Here is a 24041-nt window from a genome sequence, read left to right on the forward strand (position 1 = left end):
CACTGGCCATGCGACATGACGCCAGGAATGTCGGGAGGCGGAGTCTTCGCCTATTACGACGAAGACACTGACGCCGGCTACCTCGTCGCCGTGAATTCACTCGTGTTCTTCGACAGTGACGGCAACGTGTCGCACACGGAATCCAGTGTCCTTGGAGAAGTCGCTCAGTCCCTGTATGCGAGAGCCGGAGGGTACGGCGATGAGAACTAAGCATCGGCCCCTGGCACGCTTCATAACCGCGGCAGCGGCCCTCCTCGCGCTCGCCGGATGTGCTGCGGGCCCTGTGCAGCCCTACGCGGCAGCGGAGCATCAGGGCCTGCGTGAATTCCACATCGATGCGGCAGCCGAGTACCTGGAGACCGATGAGTTGCTTGCCGGCATCGGGCAGCTCGAGTCGTACACGGCCGTCGGCTACAAGCACGGGCTCGCCAGCAACGGCGCACAGTTGAACAATCAGCACACGACGAAGTTCGTCAATGGCTCCTATCTCTCGCTCGAGCAGGGGATCCACGAGGGCGAGACGATCGATGTCTATCACGTTGCCGGCTCGGATCGCGAGTACTACCTCTTCGGCCGCATGTACCAGGAGAAAATGGACATTGCACCGTGGGGGCATACTGCGGCGCCTCGAATGGAACCGGACGTGCATCCGAGTGATGCGTGCGCACTCAGCGCGGTCGCGTATGCGTGTCAATTGCTCCGCGCGTGGCACTATACACAGGAGCATTTCGACGAGTCTGACGACGGCCATCAGGATGTTCCCCTGCACCTGATGCGTTATGCCAATGGCAGCGTTCTGTTGACAACGGCCGTCACCGTCGGCTCGATGGTCGAAGCGAATCTATGGGTCTTCGGCGGCGATCTCGAACAACTGGTGACGGACGAAACGCTCGACACGCTCGTCCCCATGCGCATCTGGATCAACTCAGATGGAGTGGTGCTGAAAATGGAGGCGAACGGCACGGTGGTAGCGCCGGATACGGATCTGGAAATGGAGCTCCAAGTAGGCTTCGAGATCACCGGCACCGCGGCGCAGGAAGAAATCTCCGTTCCAATTGAGAACCTCGAAGAGGACAACCTCTTCGAAATGCCCGAGGGCTCCGAAGCGGAGGACTTCTGGCGGACGATCGAGCTGATCCGAATCGGCGAGCTGTAAGGAAGCACCATGAGCAACAGCAATCCTCCCTTCCCACCACGGCAGCCGGGCCCGTTCTCACAGGGGCCGCAACAGCCCGGCCCGCCCACCGGCCCTGCGCCAAGCTCGCCGCCGCCGGGCGGACCGTTCGGTTCGCCTCCTGCGTCTCAGCCGAACCGGCCCCCTCAGAGCGCACCTCCCGGGGGACCCCCCAGCGCACCTCCTAGCGGCCCGCCGAGCGCTCCACCGCACGCAGCGCCTCCGGGCAGCGCCCCTGCTCGTCCGCAGGTGTCGGCTCCGTTCGCCCCACCGCCGGGTTCCTCCCCCAGCTCCCCTCCCCCCGGCCAACGATCGGGCGGCGAGAAGAAGCGTTCACTCACGGTGCCGATCCTGATCACGGCAGCAATCGCCGCAATTGTCTTCATACCGGGTGGTTGGCTGATCGGCTGGTTCGGGGCGGAGTCCGGGACGATGGATTCCGGTGCGATAGCGGGCGAAGTGCAACGAGTTCTCACCGACGACTACGGTCTCGCCGAAGTGCAAGACGTTACCTGCCCCGACGAGGTTCGTCCCGAGCAGGGCACGACGTTCCAGTGCACGTTCAGCTGGGACGGCACGGAGCAATCGGTACCCGTGACCGTCGGGTCAAGCGACGGACAACTACTCGTCGGAACACCGGAGGTGTAGAAGGGGCGAGTGCCGTTCGTCTCCTTTGAATCGAAGACGTCGGCAATCGCGCGTTGCGCCGTCCCCGTCGCTGAGCGCGCGGGTGGGCACAGCCCGGTCTCGGCCGTCGCGGGATCGACGAAGGCATCGCTGCGTGAGCTTTCGAGATAGACGCCCAGGAGGCGCCCCGATCGGGCCGGACTTCTGTCGGAATGCTCCACTCGCAGCGACAGACCCCCCTCTGAGCGACGTCACGGTGCGCTGGGCCGGGTGATTGCGCGAGGGATCATGCGACAAGCAAAGACCCTCTGAACGTTGATTCGTTCAGAGGGTCTTTCTCTTCGTTGCGGGGGCAGGATTTGAACCTACGACCTCCGGGTTATGAGCCCGGCGAGCTACCGAACTGCTCCACCCCGCGTTGCAGATACCTACGTTAGCACGCCGCGCGGGGTGGGACAAATCGGGGTCCGCCCCACCCCTATCCGATCACCCTTCGGCCTCCAGGCGCTCGATCTCGTCGCTCAGGACGATCGCACGCTCGAGCGCCTCCTGCAGCCGCTCGTCGGCCTCAGCGGCGCCGACGAGGTCGTTGTTCGCGTAGGCCTCTTCGCGGTCCTGCAGCGCCTGGTTGGCATCCTGCAGCACCTCGTTCAGCTCCTGCTGCAGAGCTGCGAGGTCGTCGCTGATCGGCTCCTCCGGCGTCTCCGGCTCCGACGGCTCCTCCGGCTCTTCCGGCTCGGTCGGAGTGTCCGGATCATCCGGGTCGACAGGATCGTCCTCGATGCCCTCTGGCGCATCATCGACATCCGCTCCCGAATCACCGTCGAAGAGCTCATCGAGCGCGGCATCCAGAGTGTCGGCGAACGCGATGTTGTCTCCGAACGAGACGAGGACTCGACGCAGAACGGGGAACGAGGTGTCACCTGTCGAACGCAGATACACCGGCTGCACGTACAGCAGTCCGCCGCCGACGGGCACCGTCAGCAGATTGCCTCGCATCACCTGCGTCGCACCTCGTTCGAGGATGTTGAGCTCGACCGAGATCGCGTCGTCGGTGTTGAAGTTGTTCTGCATCTGGCCCGGCCCGGGAACAGACTGGTCGCGTGGCAGCTCCTGGATCACGAGCCTGCCGTAATCCTCGCTCACCTCGCCCGGTGTGGAGCCGGCATCGGCATTGACCGATAAGTACCCGTAGAGCACATTCGGTGTCCCCTCACCTCCGTGCGGGATGAATGTCGAGTACAGCGTGAATGCGGGATCCTGCTCTGCAACCGACATCGTCAGGTAGTAGGGCGGCTGCGGTGGCGCCGACCCCTCCCCCGTCCAAGTGGGCTCCGACGGCGTACGCCAGCGGTCGTCGTCCGAGTAGAAGGTACCCGGGTTCGTCACGTGGTAATCACCGAGGATGGCCCGCTGCATCTTGAAGAGATCCTGCGGATAGCGCACGTGCGACAGCAGGTCACCGCTCATCTCCTCCATCGACGTCGTCGAAGCGGGATAGACGCTCTGCCATGCCTGCAGAATGGGGTCGTCTGTGTCCCACGCGTACAGCGTCACACTGCCGTCGTACGCATCCACGACACCCTTGACGGAGTTGCGGATGTAGTTGACGGTGTCGTTCGGCCCCATCTGCGGATTCGGGTTCGTCGAATCGCGAATCGCGCCTGACATCGACATGGGCGTCGAATACGGGTAAAGATCCGTCGACGTGAAGCCGTCCACGATCCAGACGACACGGCCATCCACGACCGCCGGGTACGACGTCTGGTCGAGCGTCAAGTACGGGGCGACCTCCTGCACGCGCTCGATGGGATCGCGGTTGTAGAGAATCTGGGAATCGCTGTTGAGTGCGTCCGACAGCAGGATCTGCTCCGACTGGAACTGCAGCGCATACGCGAGGCGGTTGAAGAGGTTCCCGACGTTCGGACCGCCCTCGCCGTCGAATGTCGTCATGGCGTTGTCAGCACCGGAACCCTCTTCGCCACCGCGCGGATAGTCGACTTCGAGATCGACGCTGTCATCCGTTCCGCCCACGATGGAGTACTCGGGCTGCGACTGACCGAAGTAGATCCTCGGCTCGTAGTCGCCGAGCGGACCTGAGGTCGGAACACCGCCCTGCATGAACACCGGCTGCCCTTCGGGACCACGCTGGTTGCCGTACGCCGCGACCATGCCGTAGCCGTGCGTATACACGATGGTCTGGTTGTACCAGGACTGCTCGGACAACCAGTCGGTGTTCATCTCACGGAGCGTCACGACGGTGTCCTGCAGCTCACCGTCGATCTCGTAACGGTCCACATTGAGCTGCTCGGGGAAGCTGTAGAACTGACGGTACGACTCGAGGTTCTGGAACGCCTCCGACACGAGCGCGGGGTCCATGATGCGGATGTTCGCCGTCGTCTGCGCGTCCTCCGCCAGCTGGCCCTGCTCCGTCGTCGTGCGTGTGTCGGTCGGCACCATCTCGACCTCGGAGACACCGAAGGCATCCCGTGTCGATTCGATGTTGCGGTCGATGAACTCGGCCTCGAGGGTTCTCGCGCTCGGGTCGACCTGGAAGCGCTGAATCAGCGCCGGGTAGGCGGCTCCGACAACGAGGGAGGCCACGATCAGCATCGCGGTACCGACGATCGAAATGCGCCAGCGGCCGATCACCGCCGTCACGACGAAGCAGATCGCAACGAGAGCAGCAATTCCTGCCATGATCTGGATTCCGGGAATCGTCGCGTTCACCGCTGCGAAGCCTGCGCCGGATCGGACAACGCTGCTCGAAGGCTGCGAAAGGGCAGCGTACTGGCCGAGCCAGATGTTCGCAGCCAGACCCAGCATGAAGAGCGCTGCGAGAACGGCGAGCATGATCCGAGTCGCCCTTGCGACGCGGAACTCCCGGCCGTTGATCCGCAGCGACCCGTACAGGTACGACATCGCGACAGTAGCGGCGAACGAGGCGAAGACGACGAGCAGCAGCAGCGTCACCACCTGCTGGTAGAACGGCACCTCGAAGACGTAGAAGCTGATGTCGAATCCGAACTGCGGGTCCGTCTGCCCAAACGGCTGACGATTCAGCCACAGCTGCACGAGCTCCCAGCGACTCGCCGCCGCGGCTCCCGAGAACAACCCGAAGATCACCGGGATGAGCACCATCCCGACGCGACGGAGGGGCTCGATCTGCGCCTGATAGCGGTCGAGCTGACTCGACAGCTGGGCGTAGGTCGGGCGCGTTCTGAAGGCAACCTGCATGACAATGGCGAGCGGAACGGCCATTGCGAGGAACCCGATGGCGAACATCACCGCTATCGAGCCCCAGCGAACGAGCACAACCTCCGAGAACCCGAGTTGATCGAACCAGAGGTAGTCGGTGTAGAAGCCGGTGAAGTAGTAGAACCCGATCGCCAGCGCCGCCACGATCACCAGCGTCAATAGCAGCGGTGAGCGGCGGTCCCGGGGTTTCGGCGAATCAGATGAGGTGGCGGCGGAACTCGTCACGTAGTATCTCCAACTTGAAAACGGGGTCAGGTCATTCTATCCGCACGACGGCAACGGTGTGCTCACTCGCTCGGGGTCGCCGTCCGCGTTCGCGACGACTTCGACGACGCTCTGCGCTTCTGTCAGCGTCTCGACGGGGACGACATTGAGGCCGGACGGCACGTTGCCAGCGACTTCTCCGCAGTTTTCCGCGGGCACGAGCATCCATTCGGCTCCCGCGTCGAGCGCGCCGTGCATCTTCTGCACGACCCCGCCGATGGAGCCGACCGCTCCGGAAACGCTCATCGTGCCGGTTCCCGCCCACGCGACGGAACCCGTCATGGATCCGGAAGTGAGGCGTTCGATGACGCCGAGCGAGAACATCATGCCCGCGGACGGCCCGCCCACGTTGGGCAGTGCGATGGTCACATCGAGCGGCAGGTCGACATCGCTCATGGCCTGCACACCGATCAGGCGGATGCCGTCGCTCTCCTCGGGTTCGATGACGGCCTCGCCCACTTCGCCGTCGCGTTCATAGACAATCGTTACCGGGTCGTCGCTTTCGGCGGCCGCGTTTCGTATCGTGTAGGCATCCCAGATGGTCTCACCGTTCACGGTGAGCAGCACGTCGCCGTCCTGCAGGATCCCGTCGGCAGGGCTGCCCGGCAGAACACCGGCCGCCCACACTCGCACATCCACGTCGTAACCCAGCTGCAGCAAGGCCGCTGCGATCGCCGTGTCCTGCGAATTCTCCATGTCGGCCTGCGACTGCTGGTTCCGCTCTTCCACCGTCACCTGACCGTAGACGGCTTCCATCGGGAGCACGGTCTGATCGGGAGAGAAGTAGGCGGCAGCCACCTCCGCCCAGTTCAGCGGGTTGTCCGGATTGCCTCGCAGGGAGATCGTGAGCAGCCGCAGCTCGCCGTCGACCGGATAGGTCTCAGCGTCGCTCACTTCGATGATCGGGCCCTCGTCCGTCTCACCCAGGGTGTCGAACGTGGGGCCGGGAGACTGGGTTATGAATGGCGAAGGAAGAAAAGCCATGGTTGCAAGCGCCAGCAGAGCTGCGAGCGTTGCGAACGTGCCAACGGCTCTGCGTCCCTCTGTCCGGCGTCGGAACACCCGTGCCCTCCCCTATGTTCGGCTCTCGCAATGCTCGCATTCGTCGCAGCCCGTCGTGCGTTTGTTCGCCGCTGGCTGATGCCGAATCTCGCGAATTCACTGCGGCGGGATGCCCTCCACGGATAGCGTAGTGCCATGGCCGATGAGCATGAGAAGGATCCAGCCGACGAACTCCGCGAAATGATCCAGCGGATGCTCGGGGGCGAGGGCGAGCTCGATCTCCAATCGCTCGCTCAGGCCGCCGGTATGCAGGGGGGCAACGCCGACGCTTTCGCAGGGCTCATGCAGCACCTGCAGTCGGCGCTCACGAACCCTAGCGAGGACATCGACTGGTCGGCGGGGGTGAAGCAGGCGCAGCGTGTTGTGCAGCAGAACCCCGGATCCGTCAGCGCGGAAGACCGAGAAGCGACACAGGAGGCGGCACGCCTCGCTGCGCTCTGGCTCGATGAGCAGACGCAGCTGGGCACGGTAGACCGGTTAGAACACCTCTCGCGGCAGCAGTGGGCCGAGGCGACGTTCCCGGTGTGGCAGGAGATGTCGGAGCCGGTCGCGGCGAGCATAGCCAAGGCGCTGACGGACGCGATGAGCGAGATGACGCCCGAGTCGGAGGCCGAGATGGTCCAGGGCGCCGGACGGCTACTGCGTTCCGTCGGAGGAACCCTGTTCGCCGTGCAGCTCGGCCAGGTTGTCGGTCAGCTTGCGGGCGAGGTGCTCTCGGGCGGCGACATCGGGTTTCCGCTGCTCGACGACCGCGCGGCCGTCATAACCGCCAACCTCCCGCAGCTCACGGATGGCCTCGAGGTTCCGGATGACCAGATTCGCATCTGGCTCGCGCTGCGTGAGCTCGCTCACGCGCGACTGTTCCATCACGCCAAGTGGTTGCGGCTCGAAGTCATGAGCGAGATCCGCAGCTACGCCGAGGGCATTCACGTGGATGTCCGGGCGCTCGACGACCTCGCGATGCAGGTCGACCCTGCGAACCCGCAGCAGATCCAGGAGCTTTTGCGTAACGGGTCGCTGATACCCCCTCGCACGAAGGAGCAGGAGGATGCGCTCGCTTCGCTCGAAACCACGCTCGCGCTGATCGAGGGATGGGTCGACTGCGTAACGCAGCAGGCCGCGGCTCGGCTGCCGAAGCAAGCGGCCATAGCCGAAGCGGTGCGTCGGCGCCGAGCAACGGGTGGCCCTGCGGAGAAGGCGCTTTCGACGCTCGTCGGCCTGGAGATTCGGCCGCGGCGACTGCGCGAGGCGAGCGAGTTCTGGCAGCGTGTCACCTCCGAAGTCGGCGCCGAGAAGCGCGACAGCCTGTGGGAGAGCTTCGATCTCGTCCCAACGGCGGAAGACATCGACGACCCGGCACGCATAATCGCTCAGCTGAAGGGAGAAGCGGCCGATCTCGACGAGATCGATATCGCGCTTCGTCAGCTGTTCGATGAGGAGGCCGACGGCGGTGAACACATCGAAGGGGCGGGTGACAGCGAAAAGGGTTCCGACGACGGTAACGGCGAGGCGCGCGATGACGAGCAAGAGGGTGGGTCCACGTCCGACTGACCTCGCTGTGGCTGTGGATAAACCGCCGCGCTGATAGCCGCGTAGCGGGCAGAATGCCCGCATGCTCCGACTCCGACCACACTTGCCGTTGTTCTGGGTCGCGCCGACGACCCTCCAGGTCGGTGTACAGGAGCCGCTCGCCCGTCTGGATGTGAACGAAGCGGAAGCGGAGGCCATCGAACTGTTGCGCCACGGCATGCTCCGAAACGAATTCGTCGTTCGCTGCGGCAGAGAACGGGCCTCTCTGCTGCTACGGGCCCTACAAGACGCGCTTGTGCAACCGGCACCCGATGCACGCATCCGAGTCGCCGGATCGTCGCCCGTCGCTCGCGAGATTCAGCAGCTCGTGCGCGCCTCCGGGTATGCGGCAGGGAGGCGAGCGGCGAACCTCTTCATCTCGGTCGCCGAGTGGGAGCTGTCGGAACGGGAGTGGCAGCGCTCGCTCGCCCGACAGAAGCCGTACCTGCCCGTTGTGCTCGGCGACGCGTCTATCGATGTCGGTCCGCTCTGGCTCCCCGGCCGTCCCTGCAGGAAGTGTGCACGGCGGTCGGCTCCTCCCCTGCTTCCCCTCGTCGATGACTTCGAGCGCTCGTTGCGGCTTCAGCCACTGGAGCACGCAGCTATTCTCGGCGTTGTCGCTGACATGATCTCGAGTTTCGCGAACGGCTATTGCCATCGTCGTTTCGTGACGGTGCGGCGCGGAACCGCCGTCGTCACCGAGTCCGAAATGGGCGTTCGCGACGGCTGTCCCTGCTCTACCGACGCGCAGCCCGTGACGGAGCTCGCTTCAGGGCATCCTGCAACGGGACAAGAAAACGGGATGCCTTCCTCGGAGCCCCTCCCGACGAAACAGATCGTGTGAACGCCAGCGAAGTCCGAGCGCGGGTTACTCCGACGTAGAAGAGCCTGCCCTCTTCCTCTATTGCCGCTTCTGTCGTGGCATACGAAATCGGCAGGATGCCTTCCGAGAGCCCTGCAATGATCACATGCTCCCATTCGAGACCCTTCGCCGCGTGCAGCGTCGCCAGCGTCACAGCGTCGACGCGTGGCTGCTGCTCAGCTTCCGCCATCTGCGTGAGTGACGCGGCGAACGCGGAGAGCGTAGTACCCCCGCCCGCCTCTTCCGCCATGTTCACGATGGCTTGCACGGCGTCCCATTGTTCTCGCTCTTCACCCCTCCCGGCCGGCGGAGTCGACGACCAGCCCGCGTCCCTCGCGAGGTCGACGACCTGCTGGAACAGGGGGCGGTCATCCACGGGCGCGGCCCGAAAAGCGAGAATCAGCTTGCGTACAACCTGCAGTTCGAAGAATGCGCTGGATCCCTCCGTGACGATGCCGATCCCCTCGGCTCGCACCGCTTGCACGATGGGCGCACCCTGGGCGTGGAAACGCACCAGCACGGCGATATCCGCCGGCTCCACGCCACTGGCGAGCAGTTCGCGAATGCGCTCCGCGATGCGGGCACCCTCGGCGGCGTCCGTTTCCGCCTCCTCGATCCGCACGGATTCGCCCGCCCCGTGCGTCGCTTCGAGAGGAGCCCGCTCCGGATCGTGAACGAGAGCATTCGCAATTTCGATCACACGTGCCTGCGACCGGTAGTTGCGGACAAGCTGCACGATGCGAGTACCTGGATGATCCGATTGGAACCGCGAAAGACTCGCTCTGTCCGCTCCCGCAAACGAATAGATCGTCTGGTGCGGGTCGCCCACGACGCAGACATCGGCTCGACGTCCGAGCCACAGCTCGAGCAGATTGGTTTGCGCGGGCGACGCATCCTGGTATTCGTCAACCGTGAAGTGCCTGTACTGTTCGCGCACCCACTGCGCGACATCCGGTTCCCTCGCGATCATCCCCGCCGTCGCCAGCAGGACATCCTCGAAGTCCATCTGCCTTCTGTCGTCCTTGATGCGTTCGTAGGCGCCATGGAGGTCCACGACTCTATCGATGCCGAGCCTTGCAACGAGAGCACGTTCTTCGAAGTTCGCCGCGTACTGCTCCATCGTCATGGATCGAGACTTTCGCCACTCGATTTCGCCGGCAAGATCACGCAGCGTCGCAGTGTCGAGCCGTTCGCCCAATTGCGCCGCCGCGTCTGCCACCAGTGGCACCTTGGCGCGCACCAGCTCCGGTGTACGGGTTCCGAGCGTTCTCGGCCAAAAGTACGACAATTGGGATAGTGCCGCGGAGTGGAACGTTCTCGTCTGCACAGCACCCGCTCCCAGCGCAGCGAGCCGCGAGCGCATCTCTCCCGCGGCCTTCGTCGTGAATGTCAGGGCCATGACTCGTGCCGGGTCGTATGCGCCCGTCGCTACCCCATAGGCGATGCGATGGGTTATCGCTCTCGTCTTCCCGGTCCCTGCGCCGGCAAGGATGCAGACGGGGCCGTGCAGGGCCTCGGCGGCCTCCCGCTGCCCGTCGTCGAGCGCATCCAGTAACGACTCCGGATGCACTGTCACGGTGCCTCCGACGCGAGCCACCGCTCGATCAGCTTCCTGGCGATCGACTCTCTCCCCGGTAACTGCACGACCTCTGAGCACAGCTGTGCACGGGTAAACCAGCGGGCATCCCGTATCTCGACGCCGTCGACGTGCACACCGCTCGGGTTCGTCGCCGTCGCCGCGAAGCCGACCATGAGCGAACGCGGGAACGGCCACGGCTGCGAGGTCACGTAGCCGACCTGAGAGAGCTCCAGCCCTACTTCCTCCAGCGCCTCTCGCACGACGGCGGATTCGAGGCTCTCACCGGGATCCACGAAGCCGGCTACGAGCGAATATCGGTTCTCGTCCCACGCGGTATTGCTCGCGAGTAGGAGACGTTCATCATCCTGTGTCGTTATCGCGACGATGACGGCGGGGTCCGTGCGCGGAAAATGCAAGCGGCCCGTTGCATCTTCCAGCGCCCATCCTGCGTGCACAGGTCGCACGTCTGATCCATCGACGGGCGAGAACCGGTTGTCGTCGTGCCAGCGTGCGAGTGCGGTCGCCTGCGTAGCGATCGCTGTGAAGTCTTCGTCGCCCTCCGCCAGCACGGCGCGCAAGCCGGTCCATTCGAGTTCGGCCTCGTCGCCCTCCCAACCGAGAGACGCAACCCAATGGCGTTCGTCGGGTGTCTGCCCCAACCACACCAGGAATTCGCCGGCCCGCGCTGCATCGGAAAGGAAAGCGATGCCGTCGCGAGCAACCGCAAGCAGCCGCGTACGGGGGTCGCGCACGGCAGCGCCGAGAGTCGCATCGGCATCCGCAGCGTAGTCGAGACCTCTCCGTGACAGCCGCCCGATCGTCATCCGCACCCTCTTTCTGCGCCGCGTGGCATCTGCGGCCCGCAAGTCGAAGCGACTACGCTAACCGCATGGCCTCCAACCCCTTCACTCTAGCCGCGTTGGCTACGACAGCCGTAGAAGGACTCCAACTCAGGGGGGCGACCGACGACGGTTCCTCTGCGGAGGTCGAGCAGGTAGCGGCGCAGACCGACGAGGGTGTTACGGTGCGCATCAGCGTTCCCCGTGTACCGCATGTGCTGGAGCGCGCCCGTGCGGAAGCGAAAGCACTCTCCGCAGCAAGCGCAGGCGTTCGCGAACGCCTCCCCTTCGCGATTCCAGAACTTCTGGGGCGTGCTCCGCTCGGCAAAACCGAGATCTTCGTCTGGACCCGAATTCCCGGAACTCCGTGCTCCCTGGAGGACATCGGCGCGCAGGGAGTTGCCGAGAGCATCGCTGAGTCGGTTGCCGCGATCCACGATCTGCCCACCAGCATTGTGGCCGACGCAGGGCTCCCCCATCTTTCAGCGCCACGTGTTCGCCAGGACGTCTTGACGGTCTTCGATCGCGCTGTCGCGACCCGAAACGTGCCCACTGCGCTACTGGAACGCTGGGAGCGGGCCGCCGACAGCGCCGGGCTCTGGCAGTTCACCCCCACCGTGACCCACGGTGACCTCCAAGCGTTGGCGCTGCGGCGCGATGGCGCAGCCGTGTGCGGCATCGAGGGCTGGCACTCGCTCAGCGTCGGAGACCCGGCACGCGATCTTGCCTGGTTGCTCGGCAGCGCAGATTTCGAAGCGGTCGACAGTGCTTTCGCACGCTACTCGGAACGACATCCCGGCGATCGCTTCGTGCGAGCAAGAGCCATGCTGCATGCCGAACTCGACATCGCCCGGTGGCTGCTCTTCGGTGTCGAACGGAATCACCAGGAGACGATCGACGACGCTGTCGGGATGCTCAACGCTCTCGTCGAGCGCGTCGACGACGATGACGACGACGCTGTCCGAATCGAGCCGACCCGCGTCGACACGATGGATCTCAGCGAGGTGCAGGAGCTCCTGGAAGGCAACCGTTCGCTCGGTGTGGCTCGAGCCGCAGCAGTCCCGAAAGAAGAGGAAACCGGCGAGGTCCCCTCGTCTCCCGCCGCTGCACCCGAGGCCGAGACGGTGCCGCTGCAGTCCGGTGAGGCACAGGAGAATCCGGACGATACCGAGGTGATCGAGTCGTCCGCAGAGAACGACTCCGAGGATTCCGATCGGGACACGTGATCTGATTTTCCGGCGACTGCTCTAGTCGAGTCGCCCGGTAGCCAGAATGAGCCGTTCAAGCTCTTCCTTCGACATCGGATACTCAAGCGGAACCGTCACACCGTCTTCTGCGAAGAAGAACTCGGCGTCGATGCGCTCGAGCGGAGTACCGGTAAGTTCGCTCAGCGCAATCCGGTAGAGCGAAAGCTGCCTGGACCTTCGCTCGAGATTGCGACCGCTCGGCGATCTTCCGATCTTCCAGTCGACGATCAACAGCCGATCGCCGGCGTTGAACACGGCATCGATCTTGCACGAGATCGTGATACCCGCGATCCGGAGATCGATCTGCTGCTCCGCGAGACCGCCGGAGAGTTCCAGTTCCGCGTAGCGGCTCGCCCGCAGATAGCTCGACTGCAACTTCGCAAGATCAGCAGAGCGCTCGCCGGGATCATCGAGTTCGAAACCGGGGAGTGTCTCGTCGTATCCACCGGATATTCTGCCTTCCGCCCACTGGTGAAAGACGGTGCCGAGCAGCGCTCTCGCACTCCTTCGCGATGGCATGGGTCGGGTGCGTTCGCTGTCGGCCCGCTCCGGCGAATCAATCCACTCGAGCAGCTTGGAGGCTCCGACCCTGCGCAACGGTGCAACGGTCTCCGGTGAACGCTCGGCAAGCAACGCGTCCAGGTGCCCAGTCAGAGCAGCATCGCTGATCGGTGCCGCCTCCGCAAAGCGACGCTCCGCCTCTCGAATCGCCTCGGCCCTGCCGCCGAACGGCCGTGGAGGCCATTCGACGACGGTCTCCAGCGGATCGGATGCGTTGTCCTCCCGTGCTGCCACCTGTTCGATGGGACCCGCATCGGTGAGGAATTCGCTGGGCTTCTTCGCGCGCGTCTGCTCCGGGGCCAGCGCAGATCCTGACATCCAGAGTTTGCTGCGCGCCCTCGTCACTCCCACGTACGCGATACGGCGTTCCTCGGCGAGCCGACGTTGCTCGTTGGCGGCCCTGTACTGCCCCAGCGCATCCTCAAGGTCTTCGGGGGTCGCCGCTGTGGAAGCGTCGAAGACCTGCAGCGCAGCCCTGTCTCCGCGAAACTGATGCGGCACGGTGGAAGGCGTAAGCCCTCCCGACTGCTCGCGCGATGTCGCAGGGAACGAACCCGTGCTGAGTGCGGGGATCGCAACGACATCCCATTCGAGTCCCTTCGCACCGTGCACCGTCATGATCTGCACCCTGCCCGGCGTCGGCTCTGGCGGTGGCAATTCCATACGGTCGTCCTGCTCGGCGATGTCAACCCATGCCAGTAGCTCTTCGAGCCCGAACACCGGTTCCGTTCTCTGCATGAGCAGCACCTCGTCGAGGAAGGCGTCCAGTACGCGCGGGTCCGCGTGCTCATTCGCCGTCAGCTCGATGTCGAGCCCCGTCGACTTGACTACTGTGCGGATCAACTCGGCTGCCGGCCGGTGCCGGGCCGTCCTGAGCGCTCTGAGTTCGGCGGCAAGCGAAAGCATGCGAGCGAGTCCCGACTCGGAGAACCCGTCGGTGCTGAGATGCAAGCGCTCGGCGACATGCAGGGAATCGAGTGCGTCGACCACGGATGCGATCTGCTCGGAGGTCGTACTCGTCGTCTCGTCATCGGTGACCAGAGGGGCATCCCTCACCGCGAGCGCACGTGAGAACCTTACGAGCGCTGCCATGTCCGCGGCACCTATCCGCCACCGTGCTGAAGCGAGGATGCGCAGCAGCGACTGCCCGTCGTCCGGGCGACCCAGAACACGCAGTATTGCAATGACATCGACGATCACGGGCTGCTGCAGCAGGCCGCCACCGCCGATGATCGTGTAGTCGACGCCCTGCGCATCGAGCGCACGAGTGTACGCGCGCAACCAGGTGCGCGAACGCATGAGCATGGCAGCTGTCGGAGGTTCATCGACGTTCGTCACGTGCTCGGCAAGCCATTCGGCGAGTGCGTCCGCTTCATCCTTGAGCAGCTCAAAGAATCTGCGTTCGACGAGGCCCTCACCGGCACCGGAGCGATCCGTCAGCTCGATAACGCCATCGCCTCCGCGGGCTAGCCGATTCGCGGCAGCAAGAATCGCTACGTCGTTGCGCCACGAAGTCGATAGCTCGAAACGGTCGGCGGCGGCACCTGCGAACTCTTCCAGGAATCGTTCAAGCGTTCCGGCGGCCGCGCCCCGCCAGCCGTAGATCGATTGATTCGGATCGCCCACCGCCATAACGCCGGTCCCCGAAAAGAGTGCTGACAGCAGCCGCACCTGCATGACCGAGGTGTCCTGGTACTCGTCGAGCAGAACGATACGGAACCTGTCACGCATCTCCCTCGCGACGCTCGGCACTCGCTCGATCACCTCGATCGCCAAACGGACCTGATCGCTGAACGTGACGACGTTCCTCTCGCGCTTCCTCTGTTCGAAGGCGTCGACGAGGTCGAGCAACGCCTCGAACTTCTGCGCGTTCTCCAGCAGACCCGTCGCCGCCTCGACAGCGGACTTCCTCTTCGCTTTCTGCAGGAGCACACGCTCGAGCTCCCGAATGAGCTCTTTCGGATGCTCCCTGAGCTGCTCGGTCGTCAAGAGATTGTCGCCCATGCCTGCCGACAGCTCCACGAGCGCCTTCACAACGGCATCCACGCCGGAGAACGCTGCAAGACGAGCGTCGGTGCTCGCGAGCACGACGTCTCGGGCGAGGACGCGCGATGCCGTCTCGGTCAACACCTCCGCGTCGGGGCTCCTGCCGATCAAGTAGGCGAATTCTCTGAACACCTCGTTCGCGAACGAATTGTAGGTGGAGACGGTCGGCGGCATGCGTTCGGTTCCCAGACCGGCGAGCCCGGCCGCCTCGAGCGTCCCCAACCGCTCCCTGAATCGGTGCGAAAGCTCCCCGGCCGCCTTCCTTGTGAAGGTGAGCCCGAGCACGTGCTCGGGGTTCACAAGCCCGTTGGCGACCAACCAGAGCGTGCGGTTGGCCATCGTCTCCGTCTTCCCGCTGCCGGCGCCGGCGACGACGAGCGCTGGGCGATCAGCCGCTGCTGTGACGACCGGGAGCTGCTCGTCGCTGGGAGGGAACAGTTGCTGATCCGCGGGCAGCACCGCGTTCATGCGCTCCGTGATCTCGTGCGGTGACAGCATCACTCGGTCACCTGCCTTATGACGTGCACGCGGCAATCCGGGACGAACCCGCCTGTCGAGAAGCAGTGCTGTTCGGGGCTCGCGGTAAAGACCGAGCCTGCCATGGCCTTCGCCGCGGCCACAACGCTCTTCGCGAATGCGTCGAGCTCCTCACGCCCCAGCGGCGCCTGCTCGCGGATCATGGGCTTCACGGACGCGCCCTCCTGTTTCGGATAGACGAGCCTCGCGCCGAGCACGCTGTCGTCTTCTACGCTTTCACCATCGACGATCCCGCCGCGACTCGCCGCCAGCTGGTAGGCACCCAGCTGAGGATGCTCAGCGGCGGCCTTCTTCGTGATCGCGCTCCCGGTTTTCAGGTCGCAAATGCGAATGCCATCGGGAGAGCGCTCGATCCAGTCGATGTAGCCGGTCAGAATCGCATCATCGAGATCCACTTCAATCTTTGCCTCTCGCAGATCTCGGTGCACGTGGAAGCCCTCTTCGCGAATGTACTGGAAGTACTCCTCGAGCCTGCTCACAATGCGGTCGATATTGTCGTGGCTCCGCGCGGCCTCCCATTCGGTCTCGAACTCGAGGCCCTCCCACTGGCGATCGACGAGCTGCATCATCTCATCGGCCGTGAACGCGGATGCGAGCTCGACGGCAGCGTGCACGATCGTGCCGATCGCACGCGCATTTCCGACGGCATCGCCGGCGAGATTGCCGACCGCCCACTGCACCTGGCACTCCGTGAACGACTCGATCTTCGACGGTGAGATTCTCGGCTTCTCGGTCGAAGCGCCTATCGGCGTCGACGTCGAAAGCTCGAGCGTGCCCCACCAGCCGCTCGGACGAGCAGCATCCACGCCCCGATCGGCGAGATACCTGAGAACACTCGCGGCTTCGTCCTTCTCCTGCTCACTCGAGCTCACCGAAGTCAGTGTTCGCCGGTTCACGGCAACGAGCTCGGCAACCGACATGGGCCCGGGATCCGCGGCGGCCCGCGGTCGCAGCAACTCGTGGAAGGACGACGGCCCGGCCGTCTCAGACTCTTCTGCGATGACGAGGAGGCGCCGCCTGGCTCGTGAGATCGCGAGCGCGAACAGTCGGGCTTCGTCTTGCCGGACCTCTTGCCGATCAGAGGCTCCCCGCACGAAGTGCTCTGCTCGCAGCAGCGAGGAGCGCAGCTTCAGGTTCGGCCACACCGACTCCTCCACACCCGCCACCACAACCGTGTCGAATTCCGTCGAGACGAACGACAGCGGCGTGCCGATCGTGACTGCATCAAGCGCTCCGCCGGTCACGAGAGAATCATCGTCGAGCGTGGACGCGAACCACTCCGTCAGGAAATCGGAGACGTTGCGGTCCGGGAAGCGTTCGCTGAAGGTGTCGGCCTGCTTGAACAGTGCGAGAACAGCGTCGAGGTGCTCGTTCGCGGCCCTCCGTTCTCGGCCCTCGCCCGTTGCCGCAGCGTGCCACGCATCCGCGCATCCCAGGGCATCCCAGGCCTCCCAGAGCGCCAGGCCCGGTGCAGCGTCGGCGTGACGCGCGACACGCTGCAGAACACCCGCGAGCATACGCACGCGCTCGAAGTCCTGTTCTGCGGTGAGTGCCATCTCCTGCCGCGCAGCCGCAACGAGCCATTCGTCGACGGAGCAAGCGGGTGTCGCTCCCGAACGCGTCTGTTCGGCGCGGACCGCGCGACGGAGCCGACGCCAGGCAACCGAGTCTAGATCGAAGTACGGGGAGGTAAGCAGCGAATGGATATCGGTAGCGCTCAGGCTTCTCTTCCCGGCTGCGATAGCGAGCAACAGGATGAGCGGACGCACCGCCGCCGAGTGCCGCCACTGCAGTGCACCCGCCCTGTGCACCGGCACGTCGAGTGCTCCGAGTGCCTCGGCGAGTTGTCCGAGCGTGCCGGAGGTGCGAGCGATGACCGCCAGCTGCGACCAGGGAACCCCGTCGACGAGGTTCCGCTGTCGCAGCGTGCTCGCGATCAATCTCGTCTGCTCGGCTCCGGAAGCCACGGTGACCGCCCGAGAGGTGGATTCCAGAGTCTCGTCAATACTCCAGCGCCGCTCCCCCGGCGACCCGGAGACGCCGATCGTCTCTACGACTCGTGCATAGTCCTGCGCGATTTCGGGCCCGAAGCGATGCTGCTGACCGAGTTCGGCACGCTCGAAGTACCGCAGCGGATCCGTGCGAGCCACGTCTGGCTGTGCCCCGCGAAAGACACCAGCTGTCGTGTCGGAGCTGCCGAACATCAGCACGGATGCACGCGAACGCCTGCGGGGGTCTTCTGCGACCTCACTACCCGTCAGGCTGAGTACGAGCTCCATTCCGCCGGCCGTGAACTCCTGCGCGTCATCGACGACGACGAGGTCATACCGGGGTTCCGCGGAGAGCCTGTTCACGCGTGTCGCTTCCCGGACGATTGTGCTCAGTGTGAGCGTCGGCGCCCTCTGCGATCCGGTCGCGATCGCCGCTTGGAAACCGGCCCAGGCGCTCGCAACCGCACCCCAGAGTTCCGCGTGCTCAGTTGACTTCGCAGCTGCCGCGAATGACTCCGGTGTCGCTCCTCGTTCGGTCAGCCTGGCCACGAACTCTCGCAATTCGGCACGGAATTCGGGGAGGGAACGCACCGACGCGTCGATCGGCGATGGCCAGGCGATACCATCCGCGCTGCGTGCGTCTTCGGCGAGAAATCTGTTCCAGTGCGCGTCTTCATCACCACCCGACAAGAGCACCGGCGGCTCCCTGTGCGTCTGCATCGAGTGTTCACCGACGATCAGGTGCGCCAACGAAGCGATCGACCTCGCGAGCGGGCCGGAGGAAGTGCGCTGCGCTCGTTCGGCGATGCGGTCGCGCAGAGCCGTCGCCGTCGTTCGCGAGGAGGTCAACGCGATGACTCGCCGGATATCGCCCCCCGCTTCGAGGAACTGCGCGACCGCTTCGACAGCCGCTGTGCTCTTGCCGGTGCCGGGACCACCGAGAATCACTCGCCGTGTTCCGGGCTGCTGGCTGATCGCCGCCTGCTGATCGGCGTCGAGGACGAAGCCCGTCGTTATCGAGCCATCGTGTTCCGGAGTGCTACGCAAGCCCTGCTCCCCTCTGCGCCGTTCGTGAAATCCGTTGATTCGGGACTCCTCCAACAACACTAATCCGCACATCCGACATCTCCTGCGGTTGCGGATGTGCACGGGGCGCGGAAAGGCAATATCCTGGAGCAATCATGGACATTCGCATTGGCATCAAGGATACGGCGAGGGAGATCGCATTCGACTCCTCGCAGACTCGCGACGACGTCGAACAGCTCGTGGAGAGTGCTCTCGAAGGGGCGGTGCTCAAGATCGACGATTCGAAGGGCCGCCGCTACCTGGTTCCGTCCACGCAGATCGCTTACGTCGAGATCGGCGACGAAGCCGGCCGCAAGATCGGATTCGTAGCCTAATGGGGCTCCTCGTCGCGATGGTGATCGCAGCGAGCCTCGGCTGGATCGTGCGCTATCTGCTCCCGAATCGCGAAACCTACGGCGTCGCCCTGACAGCGGGCGTTTCCGCAGCCGTTACGGGACTCGTGTGGAGTGGGCTGCTGTTCTGGGCGGACATGTACAGCGAACAGGCCGGCATCTGGCTGATCTCGATCGGCGCCGGGCTCGTCGTGGCCATGATCGTTCCGTTCGTCGCGGGTGCGCGCCGCCCCAAGCGCGACGAACGTCTCCTAGAGGAACTGATGAAGCAGTCCGCGTAACGCCTACGCGGTCAGGCCCAGCGCATCCATGCGCATGGAATGCAGGGCGACGAGGTCGTTGAACGCGGGCTCGAGCATCCCCTCTCCCGGCGAAGCGTCCGCGACGGTCGCCTGGTCGCCGCCATTGACGGCGATATACATCTGCAGCAGCGTGTCACCGACGAGTCGGCGGCCCCAGAGCGCGAGCCGGGAGGCCAGCCGCGGGTTACCGTCGATGGTTGCTTTCAGCAGGGCAACGAGGATCGGCTGCCCCGTCTCTCGTTGCAGCGCCCGCAGCACCGGGCCCCTATAGGGTTCCGGAAGGCTGCCGGCGTAGGCGACGAAGAAGTCGATGAGGAGCCCGCTGGTCACGTGCAGGCTCAACAGGAGTTCATACCAGTCGGCACCGCTCGTGGCACGGGTAAATCGCTCGCTTTCGGCGAGGAACGGTTGCATGACCCGCTCGCTGTCCTCCCCTTCGCTCTCGATCAGCGAGCTCAGCGCGGCGTAGCGATCTGCCACAATGCGCGTGACATCCGCCAACTGTGCCTTAGACTCTAGGGAGGGCGCATCGCGTACCGCCTGGCTGGCCTGCTGCAGTACGGCCAGTTGCAAGGCAGCGGCCTGGCCGAGAAAGACCAGCGGATCGGGCCGCAGATCCTGCAATAGGACGCGATTCCCCTCGACGCGTTGCTTTCGAGGACGAAGCAGCGGAGCCAGCGCCTCGCGCGGCGTCCGATCGAACCATTTCACCACGCCACTGAGTCTAAGCGGTATCGGATGCCGGGAGGCGCAGACAGATAGAACCGGCGTGGTTATCCGAAGACAGGTGGACATTGACTTTCTCACAACTCGACATCGACAGCGACATCGTCGACACCCTCGCGCAGCGGGGCATCACAGAAGCGTTTCCGATCCAACAGCAGTGCATCCCGCTCGCACTCAGCGGCACCGACATCATCGGTCAGGCCAAGACCGGAACGGGTAAGACATTCGCGTTCGGCATCCCGGTAGCGCAGCGACTGGGGCAGGAGCCGGCAGAAGGCGTCAAAGCGCTCATCGTCGTCCCCACTCGCGAACTCGCAACGCAGGTCACGCAAGACATGGAGATGATCACCTCCGGTCGGAAGGCCAGCGTCGTCTCGGTCTACGGCGGCAAGAGCTACGACGAGCAGATCGAGAAGCTGAAAGCCGGTGCGCAGATCGTCGTCGGAACCCCCGGCCGTCTGCTCGATCTCGCCGGACGTCGCATTCTGCAGCTCGGTGAGGTGCAGGAGATGGTGCTGGACGAGGCCGACAAGATGCTCGACCTCGGGTTCCTGCCCGACGTTGAACGTTTATTCTCGATGACGCCGGCTGTTCGGCATACGATGCTGTTCTCGGCGACCATGCCGGGGCAGGTCATCTCACTCGCGCGTCGCTTCATGAATCGCCCCATGCACATCCGCGCAACCGATCCGCTCGAGGGCAAGACGCAGGCGAACATCCGTCACCTCGTCTATCGCGCGCATCAGCTCGACAAGGACGAAGTCATCGGGCGCATCCTGCAGGCGGAGGGTCGCGGCAAAACACTCGTGTTCACCCGCACCAAGCGGGCCGCGTCGAAGCTCGTGGAAGAGCTGATCGATCGTGGATTCGCAGCTGCTGCCGTGCACGGGGACATGCGCCAAGAAGGTCGCGAACGCGCTATGAAGGCGTTCAAATCCGGCAAGAAGGACGTGCTGATCGCAACCGACGTCGCCTCGCGCGGCATCGATGTCGACGACGTCACGCACGTCATCAACCACACGATTCCCGACGACGAGGAGACCTACCTGCACCGCGTCGGCCGTACCGGCCGCGCTGGCAGGACGGGTATCGCCGTCACCTTCGTCGACTGGGAGGACATGCACAAGTGGTCGCTCATCAACAGAGCGCTCGAAATGGATCAGCCGGAGCCCGTTGAAACGTATTCGTCGAGCCCCCACCTGTTCAGCGACCTGGGCATCCCGGAAGGATCGAAGGGCAGACTGCAGCCGACTCCTCCCGCGAAGGACAAGCCGGCCCGCGGACGGAACGAGCGATCCCGGCCCGAAGGCGATCGAACCCGTGCAGCCGACGATGCTCCTCGTAGCGAAGGCGACAAGCCGAAGCGTCGCCGTCGTCGTCGCCGCCGCTCCGGTTCGAATTCGGGTGCTTCGCAGTCCACGGCCGAGTAGCGCGTCAGCCCGTTACGAGCACGAAGGCGATCGCGACCATGATGATCGCGATCCCGCCGTCGAGCACGCGCCAAGCCCGCTCCGTCCGCAGCAACGGCGCCAGGAGCCTGGCCCCGTAGCCGAAGGCGATGAACCACAGCGTGCTCGCGGTTACGCCGCCGAGCAGGAACAGCAACCGGTCCGGGCCGAACTGCGTCGAGACAGATCCGATGACGACGGTCGTCTCGACGAGCGCGTGCGGGTTCAGCCAGGTCACGATGACTGCGCCCATGAGGGCTCGGCGACGCGTGCTCCTTGCCGATGTGACCAGTGTGGTTCCTGCCGTCGAGGGTTCATCGCCGTTGGGCTCGGGAGCCTCTACGAGCGACCCGCCACCGCGGACGGCGCGCCGCGCGCTGAAGAACGCGTAGCCGAGCAGGAACAGTGCTCCCGCCCACCTCGCGATCGTCTCCAACACTGGCCATCGTTCGACGAGCGTCGCGATACCGAGTACCCCTGCCGCCTGCAGTACCGCGTCGCTCACGACGAACACGAGCACCACGGTGCCCACGTGCTCCTTCCGGACGCCCTGACGCAGGAGGAAGGCGTTCTGGCCGCCTATAGAGACGATGAGCCCGAGCACGAGCCCGAGAGCGCTGAGGAACGCGAAGATCTGATCGGTCACGCTCTCGACGTTACGAACGTCAGCTGCTGAAGTACAGCGAACTATTCTTATGCAAATGTAGTTTTGCTTCATCTACCCTGGTGGTGTGGAACTCCCGCTCGATCACTTGCGCACGCTGTCCGCCGCTGTCGACGCGGGCACGCTCGATCGTGCCGCGACGAAGCTCGGGATAACTCCCAGTGCCGTGAGCCAGCGTGTCCGCGCCATCGAGCAGCGGGTCGGCCGTATCGTGCTGCTGCGTGGCAAGCCGATCCGGATCACGGATGCCGGGGCGCCGCTGCTGCGACTCGCCCGGCAACTCGAGCTCTTGGAGCAGGACGCCAAAGCAGCGCTCGGCGATGACTCGACGGTGCCACGAATCTCGCTCGCCGTGAACTCCGATTCGCTGCTGACCTGGTTCATGCCCGTCCTCGCGAGCGTCACCGAACAGAACAGCGTCGCCTTCGAACTGCACAGAGAAGATCAGGAACGCACCGCGGAGCTCCTCATCGACGGCACGGTCATGGGCGCGGTAACAGCACAGCGCGACCCCGTTCCGGGTTGCACGTCGTCACCGCTCGGTCAATTGCGGTATTTCGCGATTGCGGAGCGGTCGTTCGCGGAGCGCTGGTTTCCGGTCGGTGTCACGCGAGAGGCGCTGCGACGAGCACCTCTCGTCGACTTCGACAGGCACGACACGTTGCAGGAGCGCTTCGCGCACACGTTCGGAACAGACCAGACCGGGCCCAGGCACATCATCAGCGCTTCCGCCGAGTACGCGCAGGCCGTGACGTCCGGCCTGGGCTGGGGCATGCTGATGCCGGGGCAGTTCGAGGACGGCATCGCAGAGTCACGCCTCGTGCAATTGAGCGACGAAGTCGTGACGGTGCCCCTGTGGTGGCAGCGTTGGAATCTGAACTCCACGCTGCTCGACACCGTGACCCGCGCTGTCGAATCCGCGGCGCTAGCGTCTTCCTCGCTGGATCACGCGAACAGCTGAGCCGGCACCACCGGCGCCGTGCCGCTGGCTTCGGCGACGATTCTCGCGAGCGCCTCCGGCGTCGTCGTGTTCTCGCCGAGCAGGTTCGGTTTACCGCGCCCGTGCCAGTCGCTCGAGCCGGTCACGATGAGGTCGAACTCTGCTGCGCGCTCCATGAGCCATTCACGATCCGACTCGGGATTGTCGCGATGGAACACCTCAAGGCCAGCGAGTCCGTTGTCGACGAGCAACTGCAACTGGTCTCGCTCCATCGCCGCGCGGCCCCTGGCAGCGGGATGAGCGACGACGGGAACCCCTCCCGCCGCACGAATGATTCGCACCGCCTCGACGGGAGGAGGCGCCTTGTGGGGCTGGTAGTAGCCGCCCCGCCAGTGCAGAACGCTCTCGAATGCCGCCGTCCTGTCCGTGACGACGCCGAGTGTGACGAGTGCATCGGCAATATGCGGGCGCCCTATCGTGGCGCCCTCGTCCGCGTGATCGAGTACGTGCTGCCACGTGAGCGGATAGTCGCGCCCGATTCGCGCGACCATGCGCTCCGCCCGCTGCACCCGCTCCGAGCGGATGCGCTGCCGCTGTTCCAGAAACGCTTCCGAGCGTTCGTCGAGCAGGTATCCGAGTATGTGCACGCTCCGATAGTCGAGCTGCGCTGAGAACTCGACGCCGGGAATCAGTACGACGCCCGACCGCAGCGCCTCTTCACCAGCGGCAGCCCATCCGGTCGTCGTATCGTGATCCGTTATCGCAACCGCACCCAGACCGACCCGTGCCGCGGATCGCACGAGCTCGGCCGGACTTTCGGTTCCATCACTCGCCGAGGAGTGCGCATGCAGGTCGATGGGGCCCGGAAGAGACGTCCAATCGAATGAGCTGGGCATACGTTCATCTTACGGGCAGCCGGGTACGTTT

General features: G+C 64.7%; 20 protein-coding genes and 1 tRNA gene. 10 read left to right on the top strand and 11 right to left on the bottom strand.

Features of this window, described 5'->3' with window-relative positions:
• Positions 1 to 210: hypothetical protein (locus Q0O95_RS00520; protein WP_293694289.1), on the top strand; the 210-nt coding region annotated here is incomplete at its 5' end.
• The gene (locus Q0O95_RS00525; protein ID WP_293694290.1) at positions 200 to 1156 is read left to right on the top strand and encodes a hypothetical protein; all 957 of its coding nucleotides are present in this window, start codon (positions 200 to 202) and stop codon (positions 1154 to 1156) included. The genes Q0O95_RS00520 and Q0O95_RS00525, both read left to right, overlap by 11 nt.
• 164 nt (positions 1157 to 1320) lie before the next feature.
• Here the strand turns inward: Q0O95_RS00525 and Q0O95_RS00530 are convergent, their stop codons facing one another.
• Positions 1321 to 1515 (bottom strand): hypothetical protein, encoded by a 195-nt coding sequence (locus Q0O95_RS00530; RefSeq protein WP_293694292.1) that lies wholly within the window; start codon positions 1513 to 1515, stop codon positions 1321 to 1323.
• Between the two features lies 1 nt (position 1516).
• Between Q0O95_RS00530 and Q0O95_RS00535 the strand changes: the two genes are divergently transcribed.
• Positions 1517 to 1822: a DUF4333 domain-containing protein gene (locus Q0O95_RS00535; RefSeq protein WP_293694293.1), complete on the top strand. Its 306-nt coding sequence runs from the start codon at positions 1517 to 1519 to the stop codon at positions 1820 to 1822.
• Positions 1823 to 2145: 323 nt separating this feature from the next.
• On the opposite strand, the gene Q0O95_RS00540 is transcribed toward Q0O95_RS00535, so the two are convergent.
• From Q0O95_RS00540 to Q0O95_RS00550, 3 genes are all read right to left on the bottom strand, one after another.
• Positions 2146 to 2219 (bottom strand) — tRNA-Met (locus Q0O95_RS00540).
• A gap of 68 nt (positions 2220 to 2287) precedes the next feature.
• Positions 2288 to 5284 carry a UPF0182 family protein gene (locus Q0O95_RS00545; protein WP_293694295.1) on the bottom strand — a complete coding sequence of 999 codons (2997 nt, stop codon included), beginning with the start codon at positions 5282 to 5284 and terminating at the stop codon, positions 2288 to 2290.
• 36 nt (positions 5285 to 5320) lie between these two features.
• Positions 5321 to 6385: a S16 family serine protease gene (locus Q0O95_RS00550; RefSeq protein WP_293694297.1), complete on the bottom strand. Its 1065-nt coding sequence runs from the start codon at positions 6383 to 6385 to the stop codon at positions 5321 to 5323.
• Positions 6386 to 6520: 135 nt separating this feature from the next.
• Between Q0O95_RS00550 and Q0O95_RS00555 the strand changes: the two genes are divergently transcribed.
• Positions 6521 to 7936 (top strand): zinc-dependent metalloprotease, encoded by a 1416-nt coding sequence (locus tag Q0O95_RS00555; protein WP_293694299.1) that lies wholly within the window; start codon positions 6521 to 6523, stop codon positions 7934 to 7936.
• Between the two features lie 61 nt (positions 7937 to 7997).
• The gene (locus Q0O95_RS00560) at positions 7998 to 8798 is read left to right on the top strand and encodes a hypothetical protein (RefSeq protein WP_293694301.1); all 801 of its coding nucleotides are present in this window, start codon (positions 7998 to 8000) and stop codon (positions 8796 to 8798) included.
• Here Q0O95_RS00560 and Q0O95_RS00565 read toward each other — a convergent pair.
• Together Q0O95_RS00565 and nudC are read right to left on the bottom strand one after the other, a co-directional pair.
• The gene (locus Q0O95_RS00565) at positions 8692 to 10392 is read right to left on the bottom strand and encodes an ATP-dependent helicase (protein ID WP_293694303.1); all 1701 of its coding nucleotides are present in this window, start codon (positions 10390 to 10392) and stop codon (positions 8692 to 8694) included. The two genes, Q0O95_RS00560 and Q0O95_RS00565, sit on opposite strands and share 107 nt — an antisense overlap.
• The gene (nudC, locus tag Q0O95_RS00570) at positions 10389 to 11219 is read right to left on the bottom strand and encodes an NAD(+) diphosphatase (RefSeq protein ID WP_293694305.1); all 831 of its coding nucleotides are present in this window, start codon (positions 11217 to 11219) and stop codon (positions 10389 to 10391) included. The genes Q0O95_RS00565 and nudC overlap by 4 nt, the downstream gene beginning before the upstream one ends.
• A 65-nt stretch (positions 11220 to 11284) precedes the next feature.
• Between nudC and Q0O95_RS00575 the strand changes: the two genes are divergently transcribed.
• Positions 11285 to 12460 carry a phosphotransferase gene (locus Q0O95_RS00575; protein ID WP_293694307.1) on the top strand — a complete coding sequence of 392 codons (1176 nt, stop codon included), beginning with the start codon at positions 11285 to 11287 and terminating at the stop codon, positions 12458 to 12460.
• 21 nt (positions 12461 to 12481) lie between these two features.
• On the opposite strand, the gene Q0O95_RS00580 is transcribed toward Q0O95_RS00575, so the two are convergent.
• Entirely contained in the window at positions 12482 to 15586 is a 3105-nt protein-coding gene (locus Q0O95_RS00580) for an ATP-dependent DNA helicase (protein ID WP_293694455.1), read from the bottom strand.
• Complete coding sequence (locus tag Q0O95_RS00585; RefSeq protein ID WP_293694309.1) at positions 15586 to 18663, bottom strand: UrvD/REP family ATP-dependent DNA helicase; 3078 nt, start codon at positions 18661 to 18663, stop codon at positions 15586 to 15588. The genes Q0O95_RS00580 and Q0O95_RS00585 overlap by 1 nt, the downstream gene beginning before the upstream one ends.
• Before the next feature lie 134 nt (positions 18664 to 18797).
• Between Q0O95_RS00585 and Q0O95_RS00590 the strand changes: the two genes are divergently transcribed.
• Both Q0O95_RS00590 and Q0O95_RS00595 read left to right on the top strand, forming a co-directional pair.
• On the top strand, positions 18798 to 19016 hold the full coding sequence (locus Q0O95_RS00590; protein WP_293694310.1) for a DUF3107 domain-containing protein: 219 nt from the start codon (positions 18798 to 18800) through the stop codon (positions 19014 to 19016).
• Complete coding sequence (locus Q0O95_RS00595; RefSeq protein WP_293694312.1) at positions 19016 to 19315, top strand: hypothetical protein; 300 nt, start codon at positions 19016 to 19018, stop codon at positions 19313 to 19315. The genes Q0O95_RS00590 and Q0O95_RS00595 overlap by 1 nt, the downstream gene beginning before the upstream one ends.
• Positions 19316 to 19318: 3 nt before the next feature.
• Here Q0O95_RS00595 and Q0O95_RS00600 read toward each other — a convergent pair whose 3' ends face one another.
• Positions 19319 to 20050, bottom strand: coding sequence for a ferritin-like fold-containing protein (locus Q0O95_RS00600; RefSeq protein ID WP_293694313.1), 732 nt, complete (start codon positions 20048 to 20050; stop codon positions 19319 to 19321).
• An 80-nt stretch (positions 20051 to 20130) separates the two neighbouring features.
• Between Q0O95_RS00600 and Q0O95_RS00605 the strand changes: the two genes are divergently transcribed.
• Positions 20131 to 21492, top strand: a complete 1362-nt coding sequence (locus Q0O95_RS00605; protein WP_293694315.1) for a DEAD/DEAH box helicase — start codon at positions 20131 to 20133, stop codon at positions 21490 to 21492.
• A gap of 4 nt (positions 21493 to 21496) precedes the next feature.
• Here the strand turns inward: Q0O95_RS00605 and Q0O95_RS00610 are convergent, their stop codons facing one another.
• A complete protein-coding gene (locus tag Q0O95_RS00610) occupies positions 21497 to 22156 on the bottom strand; it encodes a LysE family transporter (RefSeq protein WP_293694317.1) in 660 nt (219 codons plus the stop codon).
• A gap of 85 nt (positions 22157 to 22241) precedes the next feature.
• Here Q0O95_RS00610 and Q0O95_RS00615 point away from each other — a divergent pair, with 85 nt between their 5' ends.
• On the top strand, positions 22242 to 23135 hold the full coding sequence (locus Q0O95_RS00615) for a LysR family transcriptional regulator ArgP (RefSeq protein WP_293694318.1): 894 nt from the start codon (positions 22242 to 22244) through the stop codon (positions 23133 to 23135).
• On the opposite strand, the gene Q0O95_RS00620 is transcribed toward Q0O95_RS00615, so the two are convergent.
• Positions 23120 to 24010, bottom strand: coding sequence for a PHP domain-containing protein (locus tag Q0O95_RS00620; RefSeq protein ID WP_293694320.1), 891 nt, complete (start codon positions 24008 to 24010; stop codon positions 23120 to 23122). The genes Q0O95_RS00615 and Q0O95_RS00620 overlap by 16 nt on opposite strands.
• Positions 24011 to 24041 lie beyond the last annotated feature (31 nt).

Source organism: uncultured Agrococcus sp., assembly GCF_945915485.1.
Taxonomy (GTDB): Bacteria; Actinomycetota; Actinomycetes; order Actinomycetales; family Microbacteriaceae; genus Agrococcus.

Excerpts from the sequence above, each read along its gene's own strand:
- Q0O95_RS00525 (WP_293694290.1), top strand. The coding sequence starts at position 200 with ATGAGAACTAAGCATCGGCCCCTGGCACGCTTCATAACCGCGGCAGCG.
- Q0O95_RS00555 (WP_293694299.1), top strand. The coding sequence starts at position 6,521 with ATGGCCGATGAGCATGAGAAGGATCCAGCCGACGAACTCCGCGAAATG.
- Q0O95_RS00560 (WP_293694301.1), top strand. The coding sequence starts at position 7,998 with ATGCTCCGACTCCGACCACACTTGCCGTTGTTCTGGGTCGCGCCGACG.
- nudC (WP_293694305.1), bottom strand. The coding sequence starts at position 11,219 with ATGACGATCGGGCGGCTGTCACGGAGAGGTCTCGACTACGCTGCGGAT.
- Q0O95_RS00575 (WP_293694307.1), top strand. The coding sequence starts at position 11,285 with ATGGCCTCCAACCCCTTCACTCTAGCCGCGTTGGCTACGACAGCCGTA.
- Q0O95_RS00580 (WP_293694455.1), bottom strand. The coding sequence starts at position 15,586 with ATGCTGTCACCGCACGAGATCACGGAGCGCATGAACGCGGTGCTGCCC.
- Q0O95_RS00590 (WP_293694310.1), top strand. The coding sequence starts at position 18,798 with ATGGACATTCGCATTGGCATCAAGGATACGGCGAGGGAGATCGCATTC.
- Q0O95_RS00595 (WP_293694312.1), top strand. The coding sequence starts at position 19,016 with ATGGGGCTCCTCGTCGCGATGGTGATCGCAGCGAGCCTCGGCTGGATC.
- Q0O95_RS00620 (WP_293694320.1), bottom strand. The coding sequence starts at position 24,010 with ATGCCCAGCTCATTCGATTGGACGTCTCTTCCGGGCCCCATCGACCTG.